Origin of the sequence: Oceanobacillus massiliensis str. N'diop, from assembly GCF_000285495.1 — a bacterium.
In the GTDB taxonomy this organism is placed as follows: Bacteria; Bacillota; Bacilli; order Bacillales; family Amphibacillaceae; genus Oceanobacillus; species Oceanobacillus massiliensis.
Genome location: NZ_HE610981.1, coordinates 1 through 20,122 on the forward strand (window position 1 = coordinate 1; position 20,122 = coordinate 20,122).

A 20,122-nucleotide genomic window follows, 5' to 3' on the forward strand; every position below is an offset into this window, starting at 1 on the left:
AAGAAGTATTATTCGGTATTAGCTCACGTTTCCGCGAGTTATCCCAATCTTACAGGCAGGTTGCCCACGTGTTACTCACCCGTCCGCCGCTCGTTCCACAAGCGTCACCCCGAAGGGTTCAGCTTGCTTCCCGCGCTCGACTTGCATGTATTAGGCACGCCGCCAGCGTTCGTCCTGAGCCAAGATCAAACTCTCCATAAAAGTGTTTGAATAGAATCGACACCGGTCAATTCCATTTGTGTTCTTAGCTTCTTGCTTTCTCAATAAGTGAAACTTATTGAGTTATTTCAAAAAGAAACAAGTTTCTTTTTGGTTGACATACTGGTTGTTTTGTTCAGTTTTCAAAGATCAATTTCATGTCCCGTCGTTTTTGGGACAAGATATAATGTATCATGCATTCCGTTTATTGTCAACATGTTTTATGAATGTTTTTCTATGTTTTTTCAAGAAGTTGTTTCATAAAGCGACAACAGAAAATAATATATCATAATAAATTATATAGGGCAATAGAAATTCCGAAAAAAAATAATTAAAATTAGTCTATATTTTTAGTGATTGGATAAACAGCTTTATTTCAAGCATTAATTTAGTCGTTACTTCTATAGGTTTCTCTTCGCTTCGGCATATATTTCATGCAATCCTGTTCGCTTGCTACACGGCGCAGCATTTGAAACAGCACACGATACCTTTCTCTCATCGCCCGTTTGACCATATGATCAATCCGATTATCTCCCATATCCAGCAATAGCTCTTCCAGTTCTCTTTTTAAAAGATATTCGATTTCCTTTTGTTCCATTTCATTAATTAACAGTCCTAACATCTCTTTCACCTCTTAGTTCTCAAATCTGTACCATCATATATTTTATGAAGATCTCTTTTCTTCGTTGCATACTACGTTTAATTTTTTTCAAAAAGGTACACCACATTCATTCGTCAGCTTTGACGAATTTTGTCGGTTGTTGGAGTTTTTGTTTCTGTTTTTCTGCGTTAATCTAAATTGTACAAGAACATATCCATCGTTAAGTCTACTATTCCCCTATTCCCTATCCTTTCATCCAGTTTTTTTAGTTTTTCTCCGAATGATATATACATTTCAGTGCTAGGGCTTGTTCATATTTTGCTCCTTTTATCATAAACATAAAGGTAGAACGACTGATAAGCGGGAGGAAAATGCATGGATCATTTTTATGTAATAGGAAGAAAGCGAATTAAAGGCTGGTTAATTATTTCACTCGCACTGATTAGCGCTCTTTTATTTTGGTCACAGAAAGAAATGGTTTTCTCCGTTTTCTCCAATGAAACACCGGTTGCTTTGTCAAAGGGAAATGCAGATGAACCAAATATTGCATTGACATTCAATATTAGCTGGGGCGAAGAGAGGGCACTCGATATCCTCAAGAAACTGGAAGAAGAGGAGGTACAGGCAACATTTTTTGTGAGTGGTGAATGGGCAGAGCGCCATCCGGATATACTCCAGAAAATATCAGATGGGAAACATGAGCTTGGGATGTTGGGTTATCGTTATAAAAGCTACCTTGATCAGGAAATTGACCAAGTGAGAAAGGACTTGCTCTATGCACGTGATGTTTTTGAGAAGCTTGGGTATGAAGATGTAGAGCTGCTCCGGACACCAAGTGGCCATTTCAATAAAGAAATCATTGAGCTTGCAGAGAGCTTAGAGTTCAAAGTGATCCATTGGAACATTAATCCAAATGATTGGAAAAATCCCGGAACATCAGAAATTATTGATACCGTAATGAAGAATACCACAAATGGTGACATCCTGTTACTCCATGCCTCAGACGCAGCAAAACAAACCGCGGATGCCTTATCGACCATTTTACCGGGTTTAGTGAATAAAGGGTTTCAGCTTGTAACCATTTCTGAGCTGATGAATCAGGCCCACGCAGAGACTAAAATCGTTGAATAACCTTGAAAACAGCCAGTCGTTATGATTTCTCTATATAATGGTGCAATCGAAAGCATTGCCACTTACGCAAAAAATTCATTAAAAAACCTCTAATCCCGAATGGATCAGAGGTTTTTGCCTATATATTCCGGGCATTCGCTTGCTTGCCTGATGATTTCTTGTCGGTTCGTTCCTGTTTAACTGCTTTGTTAATCCGGTGCAATGTAAGCAATTGATACGTATTGCATGCGAGCAGCGGCGCAATCATCAGCCAAACATAGTCCGTGCCTTCCACCTGCAATGCCGGTACCCATTCCACCGTTGTAATGACAACCATAAAGAACAGAGCAGGGATAAAGGCGCTCTGGTTTGTTTCTTTTGCTTTCCTTTTTGCAACAACCCAGCCGATTATCAGTAATGCGGCAGACATTAGAATATACCAAAGCATTGATACTTCTCCGTCGGCCGCCCGATACGGAAAATATACTAAATCAAACAGTACAAACGCGATTAATATAATCTGAACCATAGACCAGAACGACCTAAACAGGCTTAATCCCATTCGGTGGATAAACAAATAGGCAAAAAATCCGGTCATACTAACTACACTAAAGGTTAAACCTAAGCCAATAAAAAATAATAATAGTCCAAGGACTTCCATAAAATCAAACGGGTTTAAATATGCAAGATAATCTTCAGGCTTAACAAAGAAGCTTATCAGAAGTCCTGCAGCCCCGCCGATTATAAACGTTTTCAATAAAAAATTTACCAATTTTTGACTGCTCACTATAAATCCTCCTACTTCAGCACACATGATAGTTCATATTTTAGCATGAAGTGCTTTTATTTTCCCATTGGAAGTGCATATTTTATAAATTTGTCACTCATATTAAAGGATATAGGAAGGAGGAACAATTCCTAATGATACGCATAGTGTTCATTACACTCCTCGGGATATCCTTTTCACTGCTAACAGCTTGCAATGGAGAAGCTGCTACAGGCAAGGAAGCCGATTACGAAGCAACGAAGAAAATGGTTGTTGATATATTACAGACAGAAGACGGGAAGAAGGCTTTGTCCGAAGTGATGGCCGATGAGAAAGTGAAACAAGAACTGGTCATTCAATCAGACGTAGTCAAATCCTCCATTAATGAAACCCTTGTTTCCGATAAGGGAAAAGAAATGTGGAGCACCTTATTCGAAGATCCTAAATTTGTCGAAGGTTATGCGAAATCCATGTCTGAAGAGCAAAAGAAATTAATGAAGGATCTGATGAATGATGCAGACTATCAGAAGCAAATGATGGATTTGTTGCAAAATCCGGAAATAACCGATCAAATGCTGACCATTTTGAAAAGCCAGCAGTTCCGATCCCATTTGGAGGATACCATCACACAAACATTGGAAACCCCTCTATTCCAGGCCAAAATCCAGGAAATACTGCTAAAAGCTGCCGAAGAACAGGGTAGTGGTCAAGAAGGCGGCGGAGAGCAATCTGGAGGCGACTCAGAGTCTGGTTCAAATGGCGGTGGTGGTGGAGGATCCGGCGGCGGTGGTGGTGGCGCCGGTGGCGGTGGACAATAATCGCCTTACAATCCCATCCACTCATCTCACGTAAAAAATAAACAGGGCGCCCGCACTCAGGACGCCCTGTTTATTTATTCTTCTAATTTTGCAATGATTTTCGCAGCGATTCGATGGAACTCTTTTCCATTTGGATGATCCTCCTGATAGACAGAAGGTGCAAAGACATCCTCTTCCTCATATGGCTGTTGGATAGGCAATTGCCCAAGTACTTTTGTTTGCAGCACTTCTGCAAGCTTCGTACCTCCGCCTTCACCAAACACAAATTCTTTTTCCCCGGTTTTCTTGCTTTCAAAATAGGCCATGTTTTCAACAACGCCCAGAATCTCATGTTCGGTTTTCAATGCCATTTGGCCCGCTCTTGCTGCAACAAAGGCTGCAGTAGGGTGCGGCGTAGTTACAATAATTTCTTTACATGTTGGCAGGAGCTCATGGATATCCATGGCAATATCTCCAGTGCCCGGCGGCAAATCAAGAAGCAGATAGTCCAAATCTCCCCATTCCACTTCCGAAAAGAAGCTGTTGATCATCTTGCCCAGCATTGGCCCTCTCCAAATGATCGGCGAGTTATCCTCAACAAAGAATCCCATGGATATTACCTTAACCCCAAATCGTTCAACAGGTATAATCTTTTGGCCGCGAACAGCCGGGCGCTGTTCCACACCCATCATATCCGGTACACTGAACCCGTATATATCTGCATCGATAATACCAACCTTTTTGCCTAATCGCATGAGTGATACTGCAAGGTTAACCGTTACCGTTGATTTCCCTACACCACCCTTACCGCTAGCCACCGCAATAAACTTGGTATTCGAATTTCCGCCCATTAATGAAGAGACCTGTGCCTCTTCTGCTGCGGGCTGATATTTTTGGATGACTTCCTCTGGCAGCTGTTCGAAACGCAATCCAACAGTGTTTGCACCGTTGCGCTTTAGAATTCCGACAATTTCCTGCTGTAATTGCATTTGTTCAGCAGTATTCGTCTTTGAAATGCCAATTTTGACACTGACATGCTTTTTATCTTCCTTAATGGATACATTCGTAATTCCGCCAGTCTCTTTAAGTGTTATATGTAAAAAAGGATCCTTAACAGGATTAAGCAGTTGCACAACTTCCTCTTTTGTCAGCATTATAAGTCACCATCCCCTTATGTTAGTACTCCAATTGCTAGTATAACATAATTCGCATAAAATCTAAGTGATATGCACTATGGTGGCGGTTTCACTCTTCCTCTTCTACCGGCTCTGTCAAATACCGCAAGATACCTTCGTAAATGCTGGCCGCCATTTTTCTTTGATAGTCTTCCTGCTTTAATAATTCCCTTTCCTCTTGATTGGATAGAAAACCTATCTCAACCAGGGCTCCAGGAACTTGGGCATGTTTGAGTAAATAGATGCCATTTATAGCTAATGGTGACCGATTCGTATTTTCCATATTTCGAATGATTTCTTCTTGAATCATTTTGGCCAGATGCCTATTCTCTTCAAATTCAGGATAATAAAAGGTTTGCGCCCCTCTCCATTGCGTAGAAGGCAGAGCATTTAAATGCAGGGTCAAGAAGAAATCAGGATTCTTATCATGAATGAACTCCAAACGATTACGAATATCCTCTGACTTTCTTCTGGCAAGTCCCTTCGTATCCTCACCCGCCAAGTCTTTGTCTTCCTCCCTTGTCAAATAGACAAGTGCTCCATTTTGCTGTAAATAACTTTGAACCATTTTAGAAACTTCGAGTGCGATATCCTTTTCTAAGGTTTCATCTGATCCAACCGCCCCACCATCCGGACCGCCGTGTCCCGGATCAATCACAATCGTTTTGCCTGAGAGCGGCAGCGACCATGAATTATTGGTATTGACCTCACGCTGGTTGATCGGATACTGAATCAGGAAAGCCAATAAGAATGCTCCAATTATCCAATACACGACCTTCATCCTTCGCCCCATTTGATCCGCTCCTCCTAATTGATCTCTCCTAAATATTTATGGGACATGTTACAGGATTATGACTATCCATTTGTGGTATGCTAAGCCTTAGAGCACGTTTATCGAAATAGCAGAAGTGGTATTATGAAAAGCAAAGAGATAATTAGGAGGGAACTAGTGACATGATCTGGATAGGCATTGGTCTTATCATTATTGGAATTGGCTTCATTGGATTGGTCGTTTTTCTGATCAAACCACTGAATAATTTAGCAGCGGTATTCCGCAGCCTGCAAAAAACGACGGATGAATTGCCGAAAACCGTTGAAGACATTACTTCACAAACAACAAAGGCACTCGGGACCGGAGTGGAGACCCTTCATCAGGTCAATAGTCAGGTGAAAGAATTAAGTCCAGTATTTCATATTGTCGGTGATGCCGGAAGAACAACAAATCAGTTGTCCTCATCCATGGTAAATGCCGTTGACGATATGAAAGTAAGCACTCAAAACGCAAATGAATTCACTTCCCGAAAAAATCTCAAGGGATTATATGGAGCCTTGACTCTCGGGTACTTCCTCTTCCAAAAAAGCAAAGAAATGAAAAAAGAACAAAACACCGTCAGCATGCATTAGAAAGCAACAAGGCTAGGCAACAGCATTTAAGTCAAAGTAAAAATCCGGACGATGAAAAATGATATGCCCCCCTATGGTAGACAGATTAATAAATAAAAATCTGTTTTATCTTTGGGGGAGCATATCAAAATCAGTTCGGATTTTATTTTTGGATATTTTCGTAACGAACTATCAAGGCTTGGTGTATTTCCTTCGCTAGTTTGGTGCCTTTGCTTCCTAGCATGTAAATATGAATGACTGCTAGGAATATGGTTGATGGAAGTGCAGGGAAGTCGACTCCTGCGGGAATAGCACGTGTCTGAAGACCCCACAGCGGTGCTTTTCCGCGAGGAGGCTGAAGCCGCGCCCGCTGAAAGCGACTTCCCGGAGCTGAAATCTACGACCAGTCCCTTCGGTGATTATGGAATTTATATTAAAAACGCAACCGCGCTAAAAAATTCACGTTCAGAGTTCACTTTCTAAGACATTTGTCTGAGGATTGTAATTTTTAGTAATGGCCTGCTTGTTTTATGTATGTCTATTTTTGACGAAAATATAAAATCCCCGCTTCCACGCAGGGATTCATTATACTCGCTAGATGTCACTTTCCACTTCCTGTTTAATCCCTTCAATAGCTGCGGCTCGCTCTCTGCCGTCTTCATAGAGCCTCTTTTCAAACCCTTTCAAACGCTGAATAATGGTTTGATGTTCTTCCAATTGCTGTTGTTTGGAGAGATATGTTTTTAACGACCAGCCCAACGTTATTCCACCAGCAATACTGAGCATCAAAGCCGTATTTTTCTTTTGGCTACTGGTTTCCATTCGTGAATTCTCCTTTTGCTTTCTTCATTTCCTGGCGTTTCTTCAACCAGTAATATCCTAAAGCAAATGAACCGTAGAGGCCACCGAGCTTGTTGCTGTCAGCAGTGTCTTTTCCGCCTTCTGTTTTTACCTTGATGGATTCTGTAACATCAACCAAGGAGGACGATACCTTCCTTGTAGCATTTCCAACGTCACCGATGATGTAGAACAGCGGGCTTAGCTGGTGAAGTTTATCATTAACATCAGCTAAGGTATGGTTGCTCTCACTGATCATATTACCTGTTTCTTTAAAGATGTTATCCAATTGATCCGGAAGCTGCTGCACCGTCTTATCAACTCCACGAAGCACACCCGCCAGATTATTCAATGCATGTCCAATAAATATCGCTAAAATAATAAATGCTACTCCAATGAGCAGTACACCTATCCCGACTAAAGTCATTCTTATCCCTCTCTTCCTGTTTTTGCAGGTACCATTTCTGTTTGCTGTACCATTAATTCATTTTTACCTGTCCGCTTTGCCGATTTCCACTTTTTAAAGAGCTGAACTGCCGCTTCGCTCCAGGTAATTCCACCGACAAAAGGTTTCATCTTTTGCTCCATTTCAACGTCGGATACATTCTTGCTCTTTTCACTATATACTTCATTCAGTGTGTTAACGGAAGCCCCTATATTTTCAGCTGAATCAAACAAGCTATCCGTCGCCTTGATTTTATCACTAATGTCATCAATAAGTTTATCTGATTCCCTTACCGTTTGCGTTAGTTGCGGTGTAATATATTCCATTTCTCTTTCCAGCTCACCCATTGAACTTCCAAGTGACTTGAGCGTATCTGTAAGGCGCTTCAGCACCATGGATATATAGATAGCTACAATTGCAAATGCAATCGAACACAATAGAATTCCCAAATACAGGATATCCATATGTAAACTTACCTCCTTTTGGCAAAATTATACTTTGACAATATTATACCACCTGCTTCCATAAATAAAACGTTTTCCCCCTTCTTTACCTTAAAAGATTAATCGTTTGCTTTCTTGGGTATAGACCAAATAAAAGTTCTATGAGGGAGGAATATTATGTCTGCATTAAAGAATCGTTCGAAAGAATTTATGACCAGATTCAAAGAAAATAATGTCACAATGCTCGCTGCCTCTCTGGCATATTATTTTTTATTGGCCATCTTTCCTTTATTGGTTGTCGCCTTTGCAATCATTCCCTACTTTAACATCAGCCCTGATGAGGCGATGCGCCTCATTAAAACCGTGATGCCCGGGGAACTTTCTTCTATCTTTGAAGAAAATATCGCCAGCCTTGTGGAGACCCCACAGGGCGGCTTGCTTACTGTCGGTATTATCGGGACACTCTGGTCAGCGTCAAACGGGATCAATGCATTTATTAAGGCTTCCAATGAAGCATATGATGTAGAAGAAACACGTTCCTTTATTGTGGTACGTTTACTTGACTTTATACTGACGGTCGGTATGATTGTGGCAATTATCGTTGCCATCTTGCTTCCTGTATTCGGTGATGTCATTCTCGGGTTTATTGTATCTTTCCTAGGAATCAGTTCAGAAATGACTGTCACCCTGCAAATTCTTCGATATGTTGTAAGCATCGTGGTCATTACCGCCCTATTGATGTGCCTGTATCATTTTGCACCGAATAAGAAGTTCCCGTTTAAGCACGTTATACCTGGCGCCCTTTTGGCAAGCATCCTTTGGCAGGCAATCTCCTTAGGGTTTTCCATTTATATAAGCAACTTTGGAAATTATTCTGCAACTTATGGGAGTCTTGGAGGTATTATTATTCTCATGATCTGGTTCTTCCTCACAGGCCTGATTCTCATGACCGGAGCAATCGTAAATGTGATGTATCACAGAAAGCAGATCCAGCAAGATGCCGAACTCCATAAGGCAGCGAACATCTAAACAGAATCTAACGTGACCGTCCAGAAGCAGCATTTCAGTTCGCAGTCCCGGAGAAAGGTTAGAAATAGCTCGGATAAAACAAAACAACTTGTATCCATACGCAATGTTTGGACACAAGTTGTTTTTCTATCTGGAGAGCAAGCCGGACCAGATATTTTCAGTCCAGGTATTCTCCGTGTTTGCGAAAGAATCCCTCGTTAATTGCTTCCATCGCAGCGGTGTGATGAAATTTGCCTCATGATGAAATAGACTTGGCGGTTCGACCGCGACCCAGTCCCCAACTTCCACACCTTCAACAATTTCAACCATGCTATCTACCATTAGGCCGGTTACGATTCCCTGTTCAACAAGTTTTCCTTCACTGGTCATTTTCCAGACAGAGTCTGTAAACACAGCTTCTTCATAAAGGACAGTTGCTCCAGGCGACTCTTCCATTGTAATGGCAAGATTGGCATGATAGCCGGGAAGCAGCTGCTCTGCTTCTTCTGTGTTCTCTGCATTTGCCACTTCATCTCCACTTTCTGTTTCATCCAGATTCTCTGCTTCATCCGCATTAGCACCTTCATCCGCTTCTGAATCATTCGTTTCAGTAAAAGAAATTGTAAAAGGATACATGCTTTCTCCGTCTACTTTAATCGACGCAGGCTTTTCGCCTACTTCCTGGACTGCCCCTTCCAGCTGCGTGCTCATTTCCTGAACTTCCACCTCAGCTGCAAGACCTTCCTGCATTTGCTTACGTTCTTGTTCGGTTAATTCCCCGATAGCAACCAAGTCCGTCTCCTCTATTGTGATAACCGGATGATCAAGGGTTTCATTTAAATTACTGATTCTACCAGCATAAGGACTTTGGACAGTAATCGTATCTCCAGATGCCTGGAGTTCAGTTAGCTGAGCTTCGACCGCGGCAAGCTGGGCCCTTTTTTGCGATAGTTCCTTTTCCTTTTCCACCAAATACTGCTCTTTCAATAAATCAGCTTCGATGGAGGTCTGCGGAAATTCTACCTCCAGCTGATCTTCCGTTAAGGTAAAAGCACTCGGAGTTTCCGTCATATTCATCGGAACAAAGTACATCTCCATTTGGGAAATGGCTGTTTCGATTGCAGCAATTTCACCACTGATTTGACCGCTTTCGGCTCTAAGATCAGCTTCCGCCTCATAATAGTTATCTACTGTATATGTATAAAGCGAATCACCGGCATTGACCATGCTACCTTCGTCCACTAGAAATTCCTGAAAGGTTCCGAGCTTTTCATCAAAATAGACCTGTTCTTCACCCGCTGCCGTCAGCACACCCTCTTTATACATTTTTTCAGCCATATCTGCTTCAAAACTTTCGGACCACTTGCTAATATAAGCTGTTCTTTCTATTTTCCCTTCATCATCAAGATAGACAAGAAGGAAATTCACTCCAATAAACACCATGATAAGCACTTGAATGATTCTCCGTTTCCTCATCCAAACCACCCACTTAATAAATAAGTATCCGTATATGCGGTCAATGCAGCAAGGCACCAGCCAAGGAAGAATAATAAGATGACATTCAGCCAAAGAATATATCTTTTTGATTCTGAAAAGCTGGAAAGGTATTTAACCTGGAATCGGATAATCCACAGGTGGAATATGGTGATTGCTCCAAAAAAATAAATGATCCAGGATGTTTCCGTTATGTAGGATGCGATGATACCGAACGATAAAGGAGAAACCTGCCAGTTGAGCCCAGCAAACAGCACAAGCGGAATCCATATTAACCGTTCAACCAGCATAACAATAAGCACAACCTGCTGCATGATCAACAGCTTCTTATATGGAATACCAGTCAGAAGATAAAACAAAAGACTTGGAACAAATAAAATGACGAATGCAAACAACAGTCCATAAATAGCTCTTCCTGCAATAAATCCTAGTTTGCCAGTCTCATATAAAGGCTGCGAGAGCGTCATCGCCTTAGCGGAAATGCCTTCTGATCCCATTCCAAGAAAAGCCATCCACACATATACTCCAATTGCAGCCAGAACAAGGAATATATTTATTTTCCATAAATTTTGCAGCTGCTCTGCCTTTTTAATTCGAAAGAGATTGTCCTCCATTGAAAAGAGGAGACCAAATAAACGAACACGATATGTCATGACCCACATCCTTTTCCACTAACTAACCCTAGTACCATCATATTAACGTATAATTTGATGAAATACTATGAATTTTGTTCCATTTTATGACAATATATGCCATAAGTACTATAAAGGGACGTTCACAAAAATACCTGCCTTCCAAAGGGGAGCCTCTTAGTTGTTCCACGTTGCTTCATTCACTTTGGTATAGCCTTATGGCATAAAATAAAAGCCCTGAACAGGATTAATTCAGGGCTTTGTCAAATCTGTCAATTATACAAATAAGCTTAGAAGCAATACAAAAACCAAACCGCTTACAGAGATAAGTGTCTCTAAAATTGTCCAGGTTGCAAATGTTTCCTTCATCGTCAAACCAAATGACTCTTTGATAATCCAGAAACCGGTATCATTGACATGTGAAGCAATGACACTGCCAGCACCAGTTGCCAGTACGACTAGAGCAAGGTTAACATCTGTATCTGCAAGTAGCGGTAATACAAGGCCGGCAGTCGTTAACGCAGATACCGTTGCAGAGCCTTGTGCAACTCGAATGACAGCTGCAATTAACCAGGCAAGAAACAGTGGTGAAATGGTACTCCCTTCGAATATTAGCGCTACATAATCACCAACGCCACCATCCATCAGTACTTCTTTCAGTGCACCACTCGCTCCCAGAATCAATAGCAGCATTCCAATAGCTTTCACAGAACCCTCTGCCGACTTCATCAGCGACTCCATTGGAATCCCGCGGGCAATCCCCATTGTATAGAGCGAAAGCAATAATGATAATAACATTACCATGGAAGGAGCTCCGATAGCAGCTATCATGTCAAAAAAGAAACTATCGCCAATTCCCATTGTATCCTTTACTAACGTAAAGATGGTCGAAAGCCCCATTAGAATAACTGGGAATACAGCTGTAATTGCACTGACACCGAAACCAGGAGTATCTTCTAATTTATATTGTTTGGCATCTCCCAATTTAGCGATGCTTCCTTCTGCCGCCTTTTCAAATGCTGTCGGTACGAATTTCTTCGCATATCTTGTAAACAGTGGTCCCGCAATAATTATGGTCGGAATGGAAATAAGGAGACCATAAAGTAATACCAGGCCAATATTAGCACCATATTGAGCAGATATAACCGTAGGACCCGGATGCGGCGGAAGGAATGCATGGGTTACAGATAAGGCTGTAACCATTGGCAGCCCTAACCATAGAAAGGATATATTAGTCTGTTTGGCAATCTGGTAAACAATTGGAATCAACAATACAAGACCAACTTCGAAAAACAAGGCAATCCCAAGGATGAAAGATGTAAGAATAACCGCCCATTGCACCCACTTCTCATTAAATCTTGCAATCAGAGTCATTGCAATTCGCTGTGCTCCCCCCGCATCAGCTATCAATTTGCCGAGAATGGCACCAAATCCAAATATTAATCCTGTACTGGCCATTGTACCGCCGAGGCCTGCCTCAACGGATTCTATTATCTCGTTTATCGGCATCCCTAGCGCCAGACCCAATACGAATGAAACGACAATCAATGTAATCAACGTATTGATTTTGAATTTCATAATCATGGTCAATAAAAGCAATATACCTAATGCAGTAATGATTAATGGCATGACTTTCTCTCCCCTTTTTTCTTTTTGTAAGCCGGCATTTCCCCTGGATAATATGTAGTCTTCTATTTCTTTTAAAGATTGGCCGGAAAAATGATTAACCTTCCTTAGCCCTTTATTCCCCTCAATCCAATGCTATTTATCAAGGTAGAAAATCACATAATGAATCCCTTTAACCTATAGCCGCCGAAATATAACCGCTTTCATTTTGTTTTTCTGATTCCAATTACCTTATTCAATTTCAAAGATTTAATTTGATTACTATCCAATCTAATTATAGTTGTAAGCGCTTCTTATTTCAAGTATTTATTAAAGACAATAATTATATTTTTCAAAATTAATACGCAATAAAAAGCCCGAAAGGTCGTTAAATACCTCTTAACGAGCCTCCGAGCTTATCTTTTCAATCCACTATTTAAGCTATAGACCTTCTCAGCAGCAAGACAGTCGTGAATGACTTTACTAGGATTTTTAAATGAAGTAGCTATGTAAATCCTCTGCTATCTTTTCATATCTTTCGTAGATTTTTATATAGACTTCATGGTTGGCCATATTTGGTTTGATTACGGTTTCGGCCGGGAGGTTCTCCTTAATTGCATCAAAGGATTCAGCTGCCCCAATTCCGACTAAAGCAGTCCAAGCTGCACCCCAGGCAGCATTATGATGCGTATCGGACAGATAGATGTCGCTTCCGAATACATCTGCCATAATCTGTACCCATAGCGGTGATTTGGAAAGACCGCCGTTTACCGTTATTTTTCGAGGTTCTCCTGCCATTTTTTCCAAAGATTTTCCAATCTGATAAATATTAAAAACAATTCCTTCCAGTACCGCCCTGGCTAAATGATCTCTTTCATGGCCAATACATAGTCCGTAGAAGTTTCCTCTCGCCCTCTGATTCCATAATGGCGCCCTTTCACCATTAATATAAGGCAGAAAGATAATGCCATCCGAGCCCGGTTCCACATTTTCTGCCCCTGCCAGCAGTTCATCATGTGTACCTTTAAACTCAATCATGTCTTTAAACCATTGTAAGGCAATCCCGCCATTATTTGTTGGCCCTCCTATAATGGATGTATCTTTGGTAAAGGCATACGTAAATGTCTCCATCTCATCATTTACAGGTGTACCTGTCACGAACTGCCTGATAGCACCACTCGTTCCGACAGATACATTGACTTCTCCAGGAGAGGTTGCCCCGCTACCCAGATTTGCCAGTTGTCCATCTGCAGCTCCAATGATGAATGGCATGTCAGCTGGGATACCTGTTTCTTCCGCAATTGCTTTATCAAGGCTTGAAAATATTTCTGTTGGCGGAACAATCCTGGAAAGCTGTTCGCGCTTAATCCCCGCTAAATCCAAGGCCTCTTCGTCCCAGTCCAGCGTTTTTATATTCATTAACCCTGTAGAGGAGGCCATCGAATAGTCAATGGCACAATTTCCAAACCATTTATGCAGCAAATATTCTTTAAAAGTCATATAATAGGCGGCCTTTTCATAGGCTTCATACTTATTTTCACGCATCCATATGAGTTTCATCAATGGTGTCATCGGATGGATTGGGGTTCCTGTCCTGGAATATATATCCATTCCTGTTGACTGCCCGATTCTTTCTGCCTGCTCACAGCTCCTTCCGTCTGACCAGATGAGCATATTGGATAGCGGTTTGACATTTTCATCCATACAAATGAGGGAATGCATAGCACATGAGATACCTGCTGCAAGCAGTTCATGCCCTTTTCCGACTTCCTGGATGATTTTGTTCATTACGATCCTGCATGCTTTCTCTACTTCATCCGGATTCTGTTCCACCCATCCTGATTGCGGATAAATGGTGGTGAGCCTTTCTTCCGCTTCGGCAATTAACTTCCCCTTTAAATCAAAAGCGACTGCTTTAGCGCTCGTTGTGCCTATATCAAGCCCGATAGCTAATTTTCTTTTCATCGTCATCGCATCCTTTGCAGACTTCATTATTCCTCAAATAAAGAAAAACTTTGAAGGTGATTTTCCCCCAAAGCCTCCGTTTTGATCATTCTATATCGTCAATATGGTCTATAATATATTGGCGTCGTTCCCGTAACTTGCGCCTATGTATAAGGCAGCAAGGTCTATGTAATCCCTTTCAAAGCAATAGTAGATTGTTTACTAGTAAACTAATTATTGGAAATAGAATATCATGAAGGATTTTTCGAGTCAACTTGCCTGGCCCTGTTCCTGAACTGTCTTTCGTACTATTCCCTTATCCGGCGGAGATTTCGTTGACTAGTATCGATTACGCAAGGCAGTTAGCAGCTGATTTTTATGAAACACTTTATATTAGGTGCCATTCGCTTTAGTATCCTAACTTTCAGTTGGTCGTTTTGAACAGCTGGTAGATAGACGGCGGCATAAATATCAGCCTAATCCGATGCTTTATCAACATAAACCGGCAATCTATCAGCATTTATCCTCCAGGAATTACAGCCTGAGATTCCCTTATTTAAAAACTCCCCGCTCACATTAGACAGGGAGTTTTCATTTAGTTAGCTGTTACCCGGCTTTGGATACACATTCATTGCTGGATACTTTAATGTATATGCTTAGAACCAGTTTGTATGGTATGTTCCTTCTTTATCCTTGCGCTGGTACGTATGTGCACCAAAGTAATCACGCTGTGCCTGTATCAGATTTGCCGGCAGATCCTCAGTGCGATAGCTGTCATAATAAGCAACAGCACTCGAGAAGGTCGGTACTGCAATTCCGTTTTTGATGGCAACAGATACAACTTCACGAAGTGCGGACTGATATCCCTCTACGACTTCCTTGAAGTATGGATCCAGCATTAGATTAGCTAATTCCGGTTCGCGATCATAGGCATCTTTGATTTTTTGCAGGAAGTTTGCACGGATGATACATCCACCGCGCCAGATCATTGCGATTTCGCCGTATTGAAGATCCCAGCCATTTTCTTCTGAGGCAGCACGCAGCTGTGCGAATCCCTGTGCATAAGAAACGATTTTACTCATGTACAATGCTTTACGAACCGCTTCGATTAGTTCTTTGCGATTGCCATCATAAGCCCCTGTTTCTGGTCCGCTTAATACTTTACTTGCCTTCACACGCTCATCCTTCAATGAGGAAATGAAGCGGGCAAATACAGATTCCGTAATGAGTGGTAGTGGAACACCTAAATCCAAGGCATTTTTACTTGTCCATTTACCGGTTCCCTTTTGGCCGGCTTTGTCCATAATGACATCCACCATTGGTTTGCCCGTTTCTTCATCTGTCTTCGTAAAGATGTCGGCAGTAATCTCAATCAGATAGCTGTCAAGTTCCCCTTTGTTCCATTCTGTGAATACTTCATGCAGTTCTTGCGAATCCATGCCAAGTACATTTTTTAAAATATCATAGGCTTCGGCAATTAATTGCATATCGCCATATTCGATACCATTGTGAACCATTTTTACGAAATGTCCGGCACCATTTGGTCCGATATAGGTCACACATGGATCACCATCAACCTTTGCTGAAATAGCTTCAAAAATCGGTGCAACAAGCTCATATGCTTCTTTCTGGCCACCAGGCATCATGGACGGCCCGTTAAGTGCACCCTCTTCTCCGCCCGAGACTCCAGTTCCAATAAAATGGATACCGGTTTCATCAAGCATCTTGTTGCGTCGGATTGTATCCTCAAATAATGTGTTTCCGCCATCTATTAAAATATCGCCTTCTTCAAGGAAGGGCTGCAAAGATTCAATGGTTGCATCAGTTGCCGGTCCGGCTTTAACCATCAACAGAATCTTGCGCGGTTTTTCAAGTGAATTGACAAATTCCTCGATTGTCTTGGATCCGACAAACTTTTTACCTTTTGCCTCATTTGTCAAAAAAGCTTCTGTTTTGTCATATGAACGGTTAAATACAGCAACAGAATATCCTCTGCTTTCGATATTTAACGCTAAATTTTTACCCATAACCGCTAATCCTATTACACCAATTTCTTGTTTCAAGTTAAATCATTTCCTCTCTTGTGACTTTATTTGAAATGAATCATTATCATTATACCGAATTATTGACCGAACTCCAAAACATCTATATTTTAACGTATTTTTTGGCATTTTCATAGTAACTATTCCTGACATACGAATCAACTATTTGATTCGTATGCTATGATATAGATAGGCGCCCTTTTTTCAAGAGCCGCACAACTGCACGCTTAAATCGGGTTAAGAAAGGGAATATAAGAAAAATAGACGCAATCTTTAAAAAATAGATGTTATATGAAAAGGGGGAAGCTGCTGTATGAAAAAAATTCTATTCGTCCTAATGTTCCTATTGGTTATCCAAAACCTTGCAGGCTGCGAAAATGTAAACGGGAAGACTGGGCAAAAGCAATTGAAGCTTGCCCATAACCAGCCACTGGACCACCCTGTCCACAAATCGCTCGCGGAATTCGGCAGATTGGTGGAGGAAAAATCAAATCATGCTATCCAAGTAGAAATATATCCAAATGGCCAGCTCGGAAGTGAGAGGGAGGTTATTGAGCTGACCCAGACAGGTGCTGTTGATATTTCCAAAGTCAGTGCCAGTGCACTGGAAGGTTTTGATCCCAACTACTCGGTATTCAGTCTTCCTTATTTATTTGAAGACTATGCTGCGTTTCAAGAAGTAATGGGAGATCCATCCATATCCGACCATGTTTATCAGCTGACAGAGAATATTGGCTTTATCGGATTAACATATTATAATTCGGGCGTGCGAAATCTATATACGAAAAATAGGGAAGTGCATGAGTTAAGCGATATGAAAGGCCTGAAAGTGCGTGTCCAGCCGAGTCAAACCAGTGTGAGGATGATTGAATCACTTGGTGGTATACCAACTGCCATGTCCTATAGTGAGGTATATACCGCCCTGCAGTCAGGTGTCATCGATGCAGCAGAGAACAACGCAACCACTTTAGTAGGAAACAATCACGGCGAGGTTGCCAAATATTATATGTATACCGAACACCAGATTGTACCGGATATCCTTATAATGAATGCCAAACGATTGAAGCAATTCTCTGACGAGGAAAGACTGATTATTGAAAAATCTGCCCAAGAGTCTACCTTGTACCATGAAGATGTATGGTCGAAAGCCATACAGGAAGAAACAGAAATAGCCAAGAATGAAATGGGCGTCGAATTCATTGAAGTGGATAAGCAACCATTTATAGATGCCGTACAGCCGCTTCACAACGAATATGCAAAGAGCGATCAGACAAAAGAACTCTACCAATTGCTAAAGGGGGGAAGTGCGGATGAATAGACTAAAAAACCTCATGGACAAAACACTGCTGACATTTTCATCCTTCCTATTAATCATGATGGTGTCTCTTTCCATCTGGCAGGTCCTGGCGAGATATGCTTTAAATATCTCTACTTCCGGTACCGAAGAAATAACGAGATATCTGCTGATTTGGTTCGGATTGATGACTGCAGCTTATGTTTTCGGTGCAAAGAAGCATATTGCCATCCTATTCTTTCGGGAAAAATTCAATGAGCGATTGCAGGGAATTTTTGAAACCATAACCAACCTCGTCATTATAATCCTTATGGCAATACTGATGGTATATGGGGGTATGAAAGTAGTACTCCTGACATCCGCTCAGACAGCTGCTGCAACTGGAATTTCAATGGGAATCGTATATGCTTCGTTACCAGTCTGCGGTCTGCTGATCATCCTTTATACCGTACACAGTATGTGGGCTGGCAACAAGTCGCATGGTGAGGAGGCTGGCAGCTAATGGAAACAATTACCGGGATCATCTTGTTTACCAGCTTCTTCTTCCTCTTATGGTTTGGCGCACCGATTGCAATAGCGATTATATTGAGTTCTGTCCTTGCCTTCCTTTTTGTATTGCCATTCGATGTAGCAATCATGACAGCAGCCCAGCGCATGATAACCGGGATTGATAACTTTACAATGCTTGCCATTCCTTTATTCGTTCTCTCTGGTGTGATTATGAATGCAGGTGGTATCGCTCTCCGTCTCGTAAATCTTGCTAAATTACTCGTTGGAAGACTTTCCGGATCGATGGCACATACCAATGTGGTTGGAAATATGCTCTTTGGCGCCATTGCAGGTTCCAGTGTTGCGTCTGCAGCAGCAATCGGTCGAATTATGACTCCAATGCAGGATAAAGAGGGATATAAGCGCACCTATTCCGCTGCTGTAAATATTGCATCCGCACCGACAGGTCTTATCATTCCACCAAGTTCCGTCGTAATTGTCTACTCGCTCGCAAGCGGCGGAACCTCGGTAGCCGCATTGTTTATGGCGGGTTATATACCTGGCATCCTTTGGGGGTTAGGCGTCATGGCTGTTGCCTATTTCATGGCAAAGAAAGAAAGCTATTCAGTCTCATCTCCTCCTAACCTTAAAATGGCCATGAAGATAATAGGCGATGCCATTCCAAGCCTCTTGCTCATTGTCATCGTTATCGGGGGAATTATTGCAGGTATCTTTACAGCGACAGAAGGTGCGGCGGTGGCAGTGCTTTATGCCACCATCCTCTCATTGCTTCATAAGCGTTTAAGGCTTCAGGATATGCCAATGATATTGAAAGAAACGATCGAGATAACTGGGATGATCCTTTTTCTGATTACTGCTTCTGCACTTTTCTCGCTGGTCATGTCCTATTTGGGACTACCACAGGCAATCAGCAATGCGCTGCTATCCATTACCGAAAATCAGACCGGTATTCTGTTGATTATGATTGCTACCCTTCTGCTTGTCGGTACATTTATGGATATCACTCCAGGGGTATTAATCTTTACACCTATTTTTCTGCCTGTTGCAGAAACCTTTCAGATGGATCCTGTCCATTTCGGAATGATTCTCTGTTTTTCCCTATGTATCGGAAATATGACACCTCCAGTAGGAAGTGCTTTATTTGTCGGTGCCACTGTAGCAGAAGTACGAATCGAACAGGTCGTCAGGACGCTGATTCCATTCTTTGCCATCGTTACATTTGTTCTGCTGCTTATCACCTTTATCCCGCAAATCAGTCTGTTCCTTCCAAGACTATTTGGACTTTAAAATATAATGATAATGCCCCCGCTTTGACTCCTATCCGGCCAAGCGGGGGCTTCTTGTTCCTCTGATAGCATTAACCTTTACAATCCATTTGCATGCCTTAAAAGCTACTGCCTTTTTTTCGTCTTCTTAATTATTGAATTTTTCTTCTGCAGTCAATGGCTCATTGGCAAATTCATGATCCGCGTGAATTGCTTTTCTGAAAAAATTACCGATATTCATTTCGATGTAATTTGATGATATGCTTTATCCCCGCTCCGGAAATACACTTCGCTTTCCGCGGGCTCGCGCTAAGCCAGGGTACTACTTGCGATTGCTTCCTTGCTCCCTTGCACCGAGGAAGCACGCTTCGAAGCGTTGCTGGAAGACGCAGGTGCATCAAGCGGGGTCTTAGCGTCTTCAGTTTTTCTTAAGAAAAAAATCCAAAGTTAATTTCCTCATTCTATGCTGCTCTGTCAATTTTTTGTAGAAATTATGGTGTGGTAATCTCCACTCCGGAAATACACTACGCTTTCCGCGGGCTCGCGCTAAGCCTCCTCGCTCGCAAAGTTCGC

General features: G+C 41.8%; 20 protein-coding genes and 1 rRNA gene. 8 read left to right on the forward strand and 13 right to left on the reverse strand.

What is annotated here, in order from left to right:
- Both OMHG_RS16450 and OMHG_RS16455 read right to left on the reverse strand, forming a co-directional pair.
- A 16S ribosomal RNA gene (locus OMHG_RS16450) occupies positions 1-201 on the reverse strand; the annotation flags it as partial.
- Between the two features lie 385 nt (positions 202-586).
- On the reverse strand, positions 587-820 hold the full coding sequence (locus OMHG_RS16455; RefSeq protein ID WP_010651995.1) for a hypothetical protein: 234 nt from the start codon (positions 818-820) through the stop codon (positions 587-589).
- A 354-nt stretch (positions 821-1,174) separates the two neighbouring features.
- Here OMHG_RS16455 and pdaB point away from each other — a divergent pair, with 354 nt between their 5' ends.
- On the forward strand, positions 1,175-1,930 hold the full coding sequence (pdaB, locus tag OMHG_RS16460) for a polysaccharide deacetylase family sporulation protein PdaB (protein WP_010651996.1): 756 nt from the start codon (positions 1,175-1,177) through the stop codon (positions 1,928-1,930).
- 118 nt (positions 1,931-2,048) lie between these two features.
- Here pdaB and OMHG_RS16465 read toward each other — a convergent pair whose 3' ends face one another.
- Complete coding sequence (locus tag OMHG_RS16465) at positions 2,049-2,696, reverse strand: KinB-signaling pathway activation protein (RefSeq protein WP_010651997.1); 648 nt, start codon at positions 2,694-2,696, stop codon at positions 2,049-2,051.
- 134 nt (positions 2,697-2,830) lie between these two features.
- Here OMHG_RS16465 and gerD point away from each other — a divergent pair, with 134 nt between their 5' ends.
- Positions 2,831-3,493, forward strand: a complete 663-nt coding sequence (gerD, locus tag OMHG_RS16470; protein WP_010651998.1) for a spore germination lipoprotein GerD — start codon at positions 2,831-2,833, stop codon at positions 3,491-3,493.
- A 74-nt stretch (positions 3,494-3,567) separates the two neighbouring features.
- Here the strand turns inward: gerD and OMHG_RS16475 are convergent, their stop codons facing one another.
- Together OMHG_RS16475 and cwlD are read right to left on the reverse strand one after the other, a co-directional pair.
- The gene (locus tag OMHG_RS16475; protein ID WP_010651999.1) at positions 3,568-4,626 is read right to left on the reverse strand and encodes an Mrp/NBP35 family ATP-binding protein; all 1,059 of its coding nucleotides are present in this window, start codon (positions 4,624-4,626) and stop codon (positions 3,568-3,570) included.
- A gap of 91 nt (positions 4,627-4,717) precedes the next feature.
- Positions 4,718-5,440, reverse strand: coding sequence for an N-acetylmuramoyl-L-alanine amidase CwlD (gene cwlD, locus OMHG_RS16480; RefSeq protein WP_010652000.1), 723 nt, complete (start codon positions 5,438-5,440; stop codon positions 4,718-4,720).
- 161 nt (positions 5,441-5,601) lie between these two features.
- Between cwlD and OMHG_RS16485 the strand changes: the two genes are divergently transcribed.
- Positions 5,602-6,051, forward strand: coding sequence for a DUF948 domain-containing protein (locus OMHG_RS16485; protein ID WP_010652001.1), 450 nt, complete (start codon positions 5,602-5,604; stop codon positions 6,049-6,051).
- 294 nt (positions 6,052-6,345) lie between these two features.
- The gene (locus OMHG_RS18495; protein ID WP_154648250.1) at positions 6,346-6,513 is read left to right on the forward strand and encodes a hypothetical protein; all 168 of its coding nucleotides are present in this window, start codon (positions 6,346-6,348) and stop codon (positions 6,511-6,513) included.
- A 111-nt stretch (positions 6,514-6,624) separates the two neighbouring features.
- Here the strand turns inward: OMHG_RS18495 and OMHG_RS16490 are convergent, their stop codons facing one another.
- From OMHG_RS16490 to OMHG_RS16500, 3 genes are read right to left on the reverse strand one after another with little or no spacing between them, the layout of a single operon-like run.
- Positions 6,625-6,852: a hypothetical protein gene (locus OMHG_RS16490; RefSeq protein WP_010652002.1), complete on the reverse strand. Its 228-nt coding sequence runs from the start codon at positions 6,850-6,852 to the stop codon at positions 6,625-6,627.
- Positions 6,839-7,294 carry a DUF948 domain-containing protein gene (locus OMHG_RS16495; protein ID WP_010652003.1) on the reverse strand — a complete coding sequence of 152 codons (456 nt, stop codon included), beginning with the start codon at positions 7,292-7,294 and terminating at the stop codon, positions 6,839-6,841. The genes OMHG_RS16490 and OMHG_RS16495 overlap by 14 nt, the downstream gene beginning before the upstream one ends.
- A gap of 2 nt (positions 7,295-7,296) precedes the next feature.
- Positions 7,297-7,776: a DUF948 domain-containing protein gene (locus OMHG_RS16500; RefSeq protein WP_010652004.1), complete on the reverse strand. Its 480-nt coding sequence runs from the start codon at positions 7,774-7,776 to the stop codon at positions 7,297-7,299.
- Positions 7,777-7,932: 156 nt separating this feature from the next.
- Here OMHG_RS16500 and OMHG_RS16505 point away from each other — a divergent pair, with 156 nt between their 5' ends.
- Complete coding sequence (locus OMHG_RS16505) at positions 7,933-8,784, forward strand: YihY/virulence factor BrkB family protein (protein ID WP_010652005.1); 852 nt, start codon at positions 7,933-7,935, stop codon at positions 8,782-8,784.
- Positions 8,785-8,910: 126 nt separating this feature from the next.
- On the opposite strand, the gene OMHG_RS18635 is transcribed toward OMHG_RS16505, so the two are convergent.
- The 5 genes from OMHG_RS18635 to gndA form a co-directional block, all read right to left on the reverse strand.
- Positions 8,911-10,239, reverse strand: a complete 1,329-nt coding sequence (locus tag OMHG_RS18635; RefSeq protein WP_010652006.1) for an efflux RND transporter periplasmic adaptor subunit — start codon at positions 10,237-10,239, stop codon at positions 8,911-8,913.
- Entirely contained in the window at positions 10,236-10,910 is a 675-nt protein-coding gene (locus tag OMHG_RS16515) for a hypothetical protein (protein ID WP_010652007.1), read from the reverse strand. The genes OMHG_RS18635 and OMHG_RS16515 overlap by 4 nt, the downstream gene beginning before the upstream one ends.
- 255 nt (positions 10,911-11,165) lie before the next feature.
- On the reverse strand, positions 11,166-12,518 hold the full coding sequence (locus OMHG_RS16520; protein ID WP_010652008.1) for a gluconate:H+ symporter: 1,353 nt from the start codon (positions 12,516-12,518) through the stop codon (positions 11,166-11,168).
- A 468-nt stretch (positions 12,519-12,986) separates the two neighbouring features.
- Positions 12,987-14,459: a gluconokinase gene (locus OMHG_RS16525; RefSeq protein WP_010652009.1), complete on the reverse strand. Its 1,473-nt coding sequence runs from the start codon at positions 14,457-14,459 to the stop codon at positions 12,987-12,989.
- A gap of 635 nt (positions 14,460-15,094) precedes the next feature.
- Positions 15,095-16,501, reverse strand: coding sequence for an NADP-dependent phosphogluconate dehydrogenase (gndA, locus tag OMHG_RS16530; RefSeq protein ID WP_010652010.1), 1,407 nt, complete (start codon positions 16,499-16,501; stop codon positions 15,095-15,097).
- 292 nt (positions 16,502-16,793) lie between these two features.
- Between gndA and OMHG_RS16535 the strand changes: the two genes are divergently transcribed.
- The 3 genes from OMHG_RS16535 to OMHG_RS16545 are packed head-to-tail and all read left to right on the forward strand — an operon-like array spanning position 16,794 to position 19,571.
- Complete coding sequence (locus OMHG_RS16535) at positions 16,794-17,798, forward strand: TRAP transporter substrate-binding protein (RefSeq protein WP_010652011.1); 1,005 nt, start codon at positions 16,794-16,796, stop codon at positions 17,796-17,798.
- On the forward strand, positions 17,791-18,276 hold the full coding sequence (locus tag OMHG_RS16540) for a TRAP transporter small permease (protein ID WP_010652012.1): 486 nt from the start codon (positions 17,791-17,793) through the stop codon (positions 18,274-18,276). The genes OMHG_RS16535 and OMHG_RS16540 overlap by 8 nt, the downstream gene beginning before the upstream one ends.
- The gene (locus tag OMHG_RS16545; RefSeq protein ID WP_010652013.1) at positions 18,276-19,571 is read left to right on the forward strand and encodes a TRAP transporter large permease; all 1,296 of its coding nucleotides are present in this window, start codon (positions 18,276-18,278) and stop codon (positions 19,569-19,571) included. The genes OMHG_RS16540 and OMHG_RS16545 overlap by 1 nt, the downstream gene beginning before the upstream one ends.
- Positions 19,572-20,122: the final 551 nt, after the last annotated feature.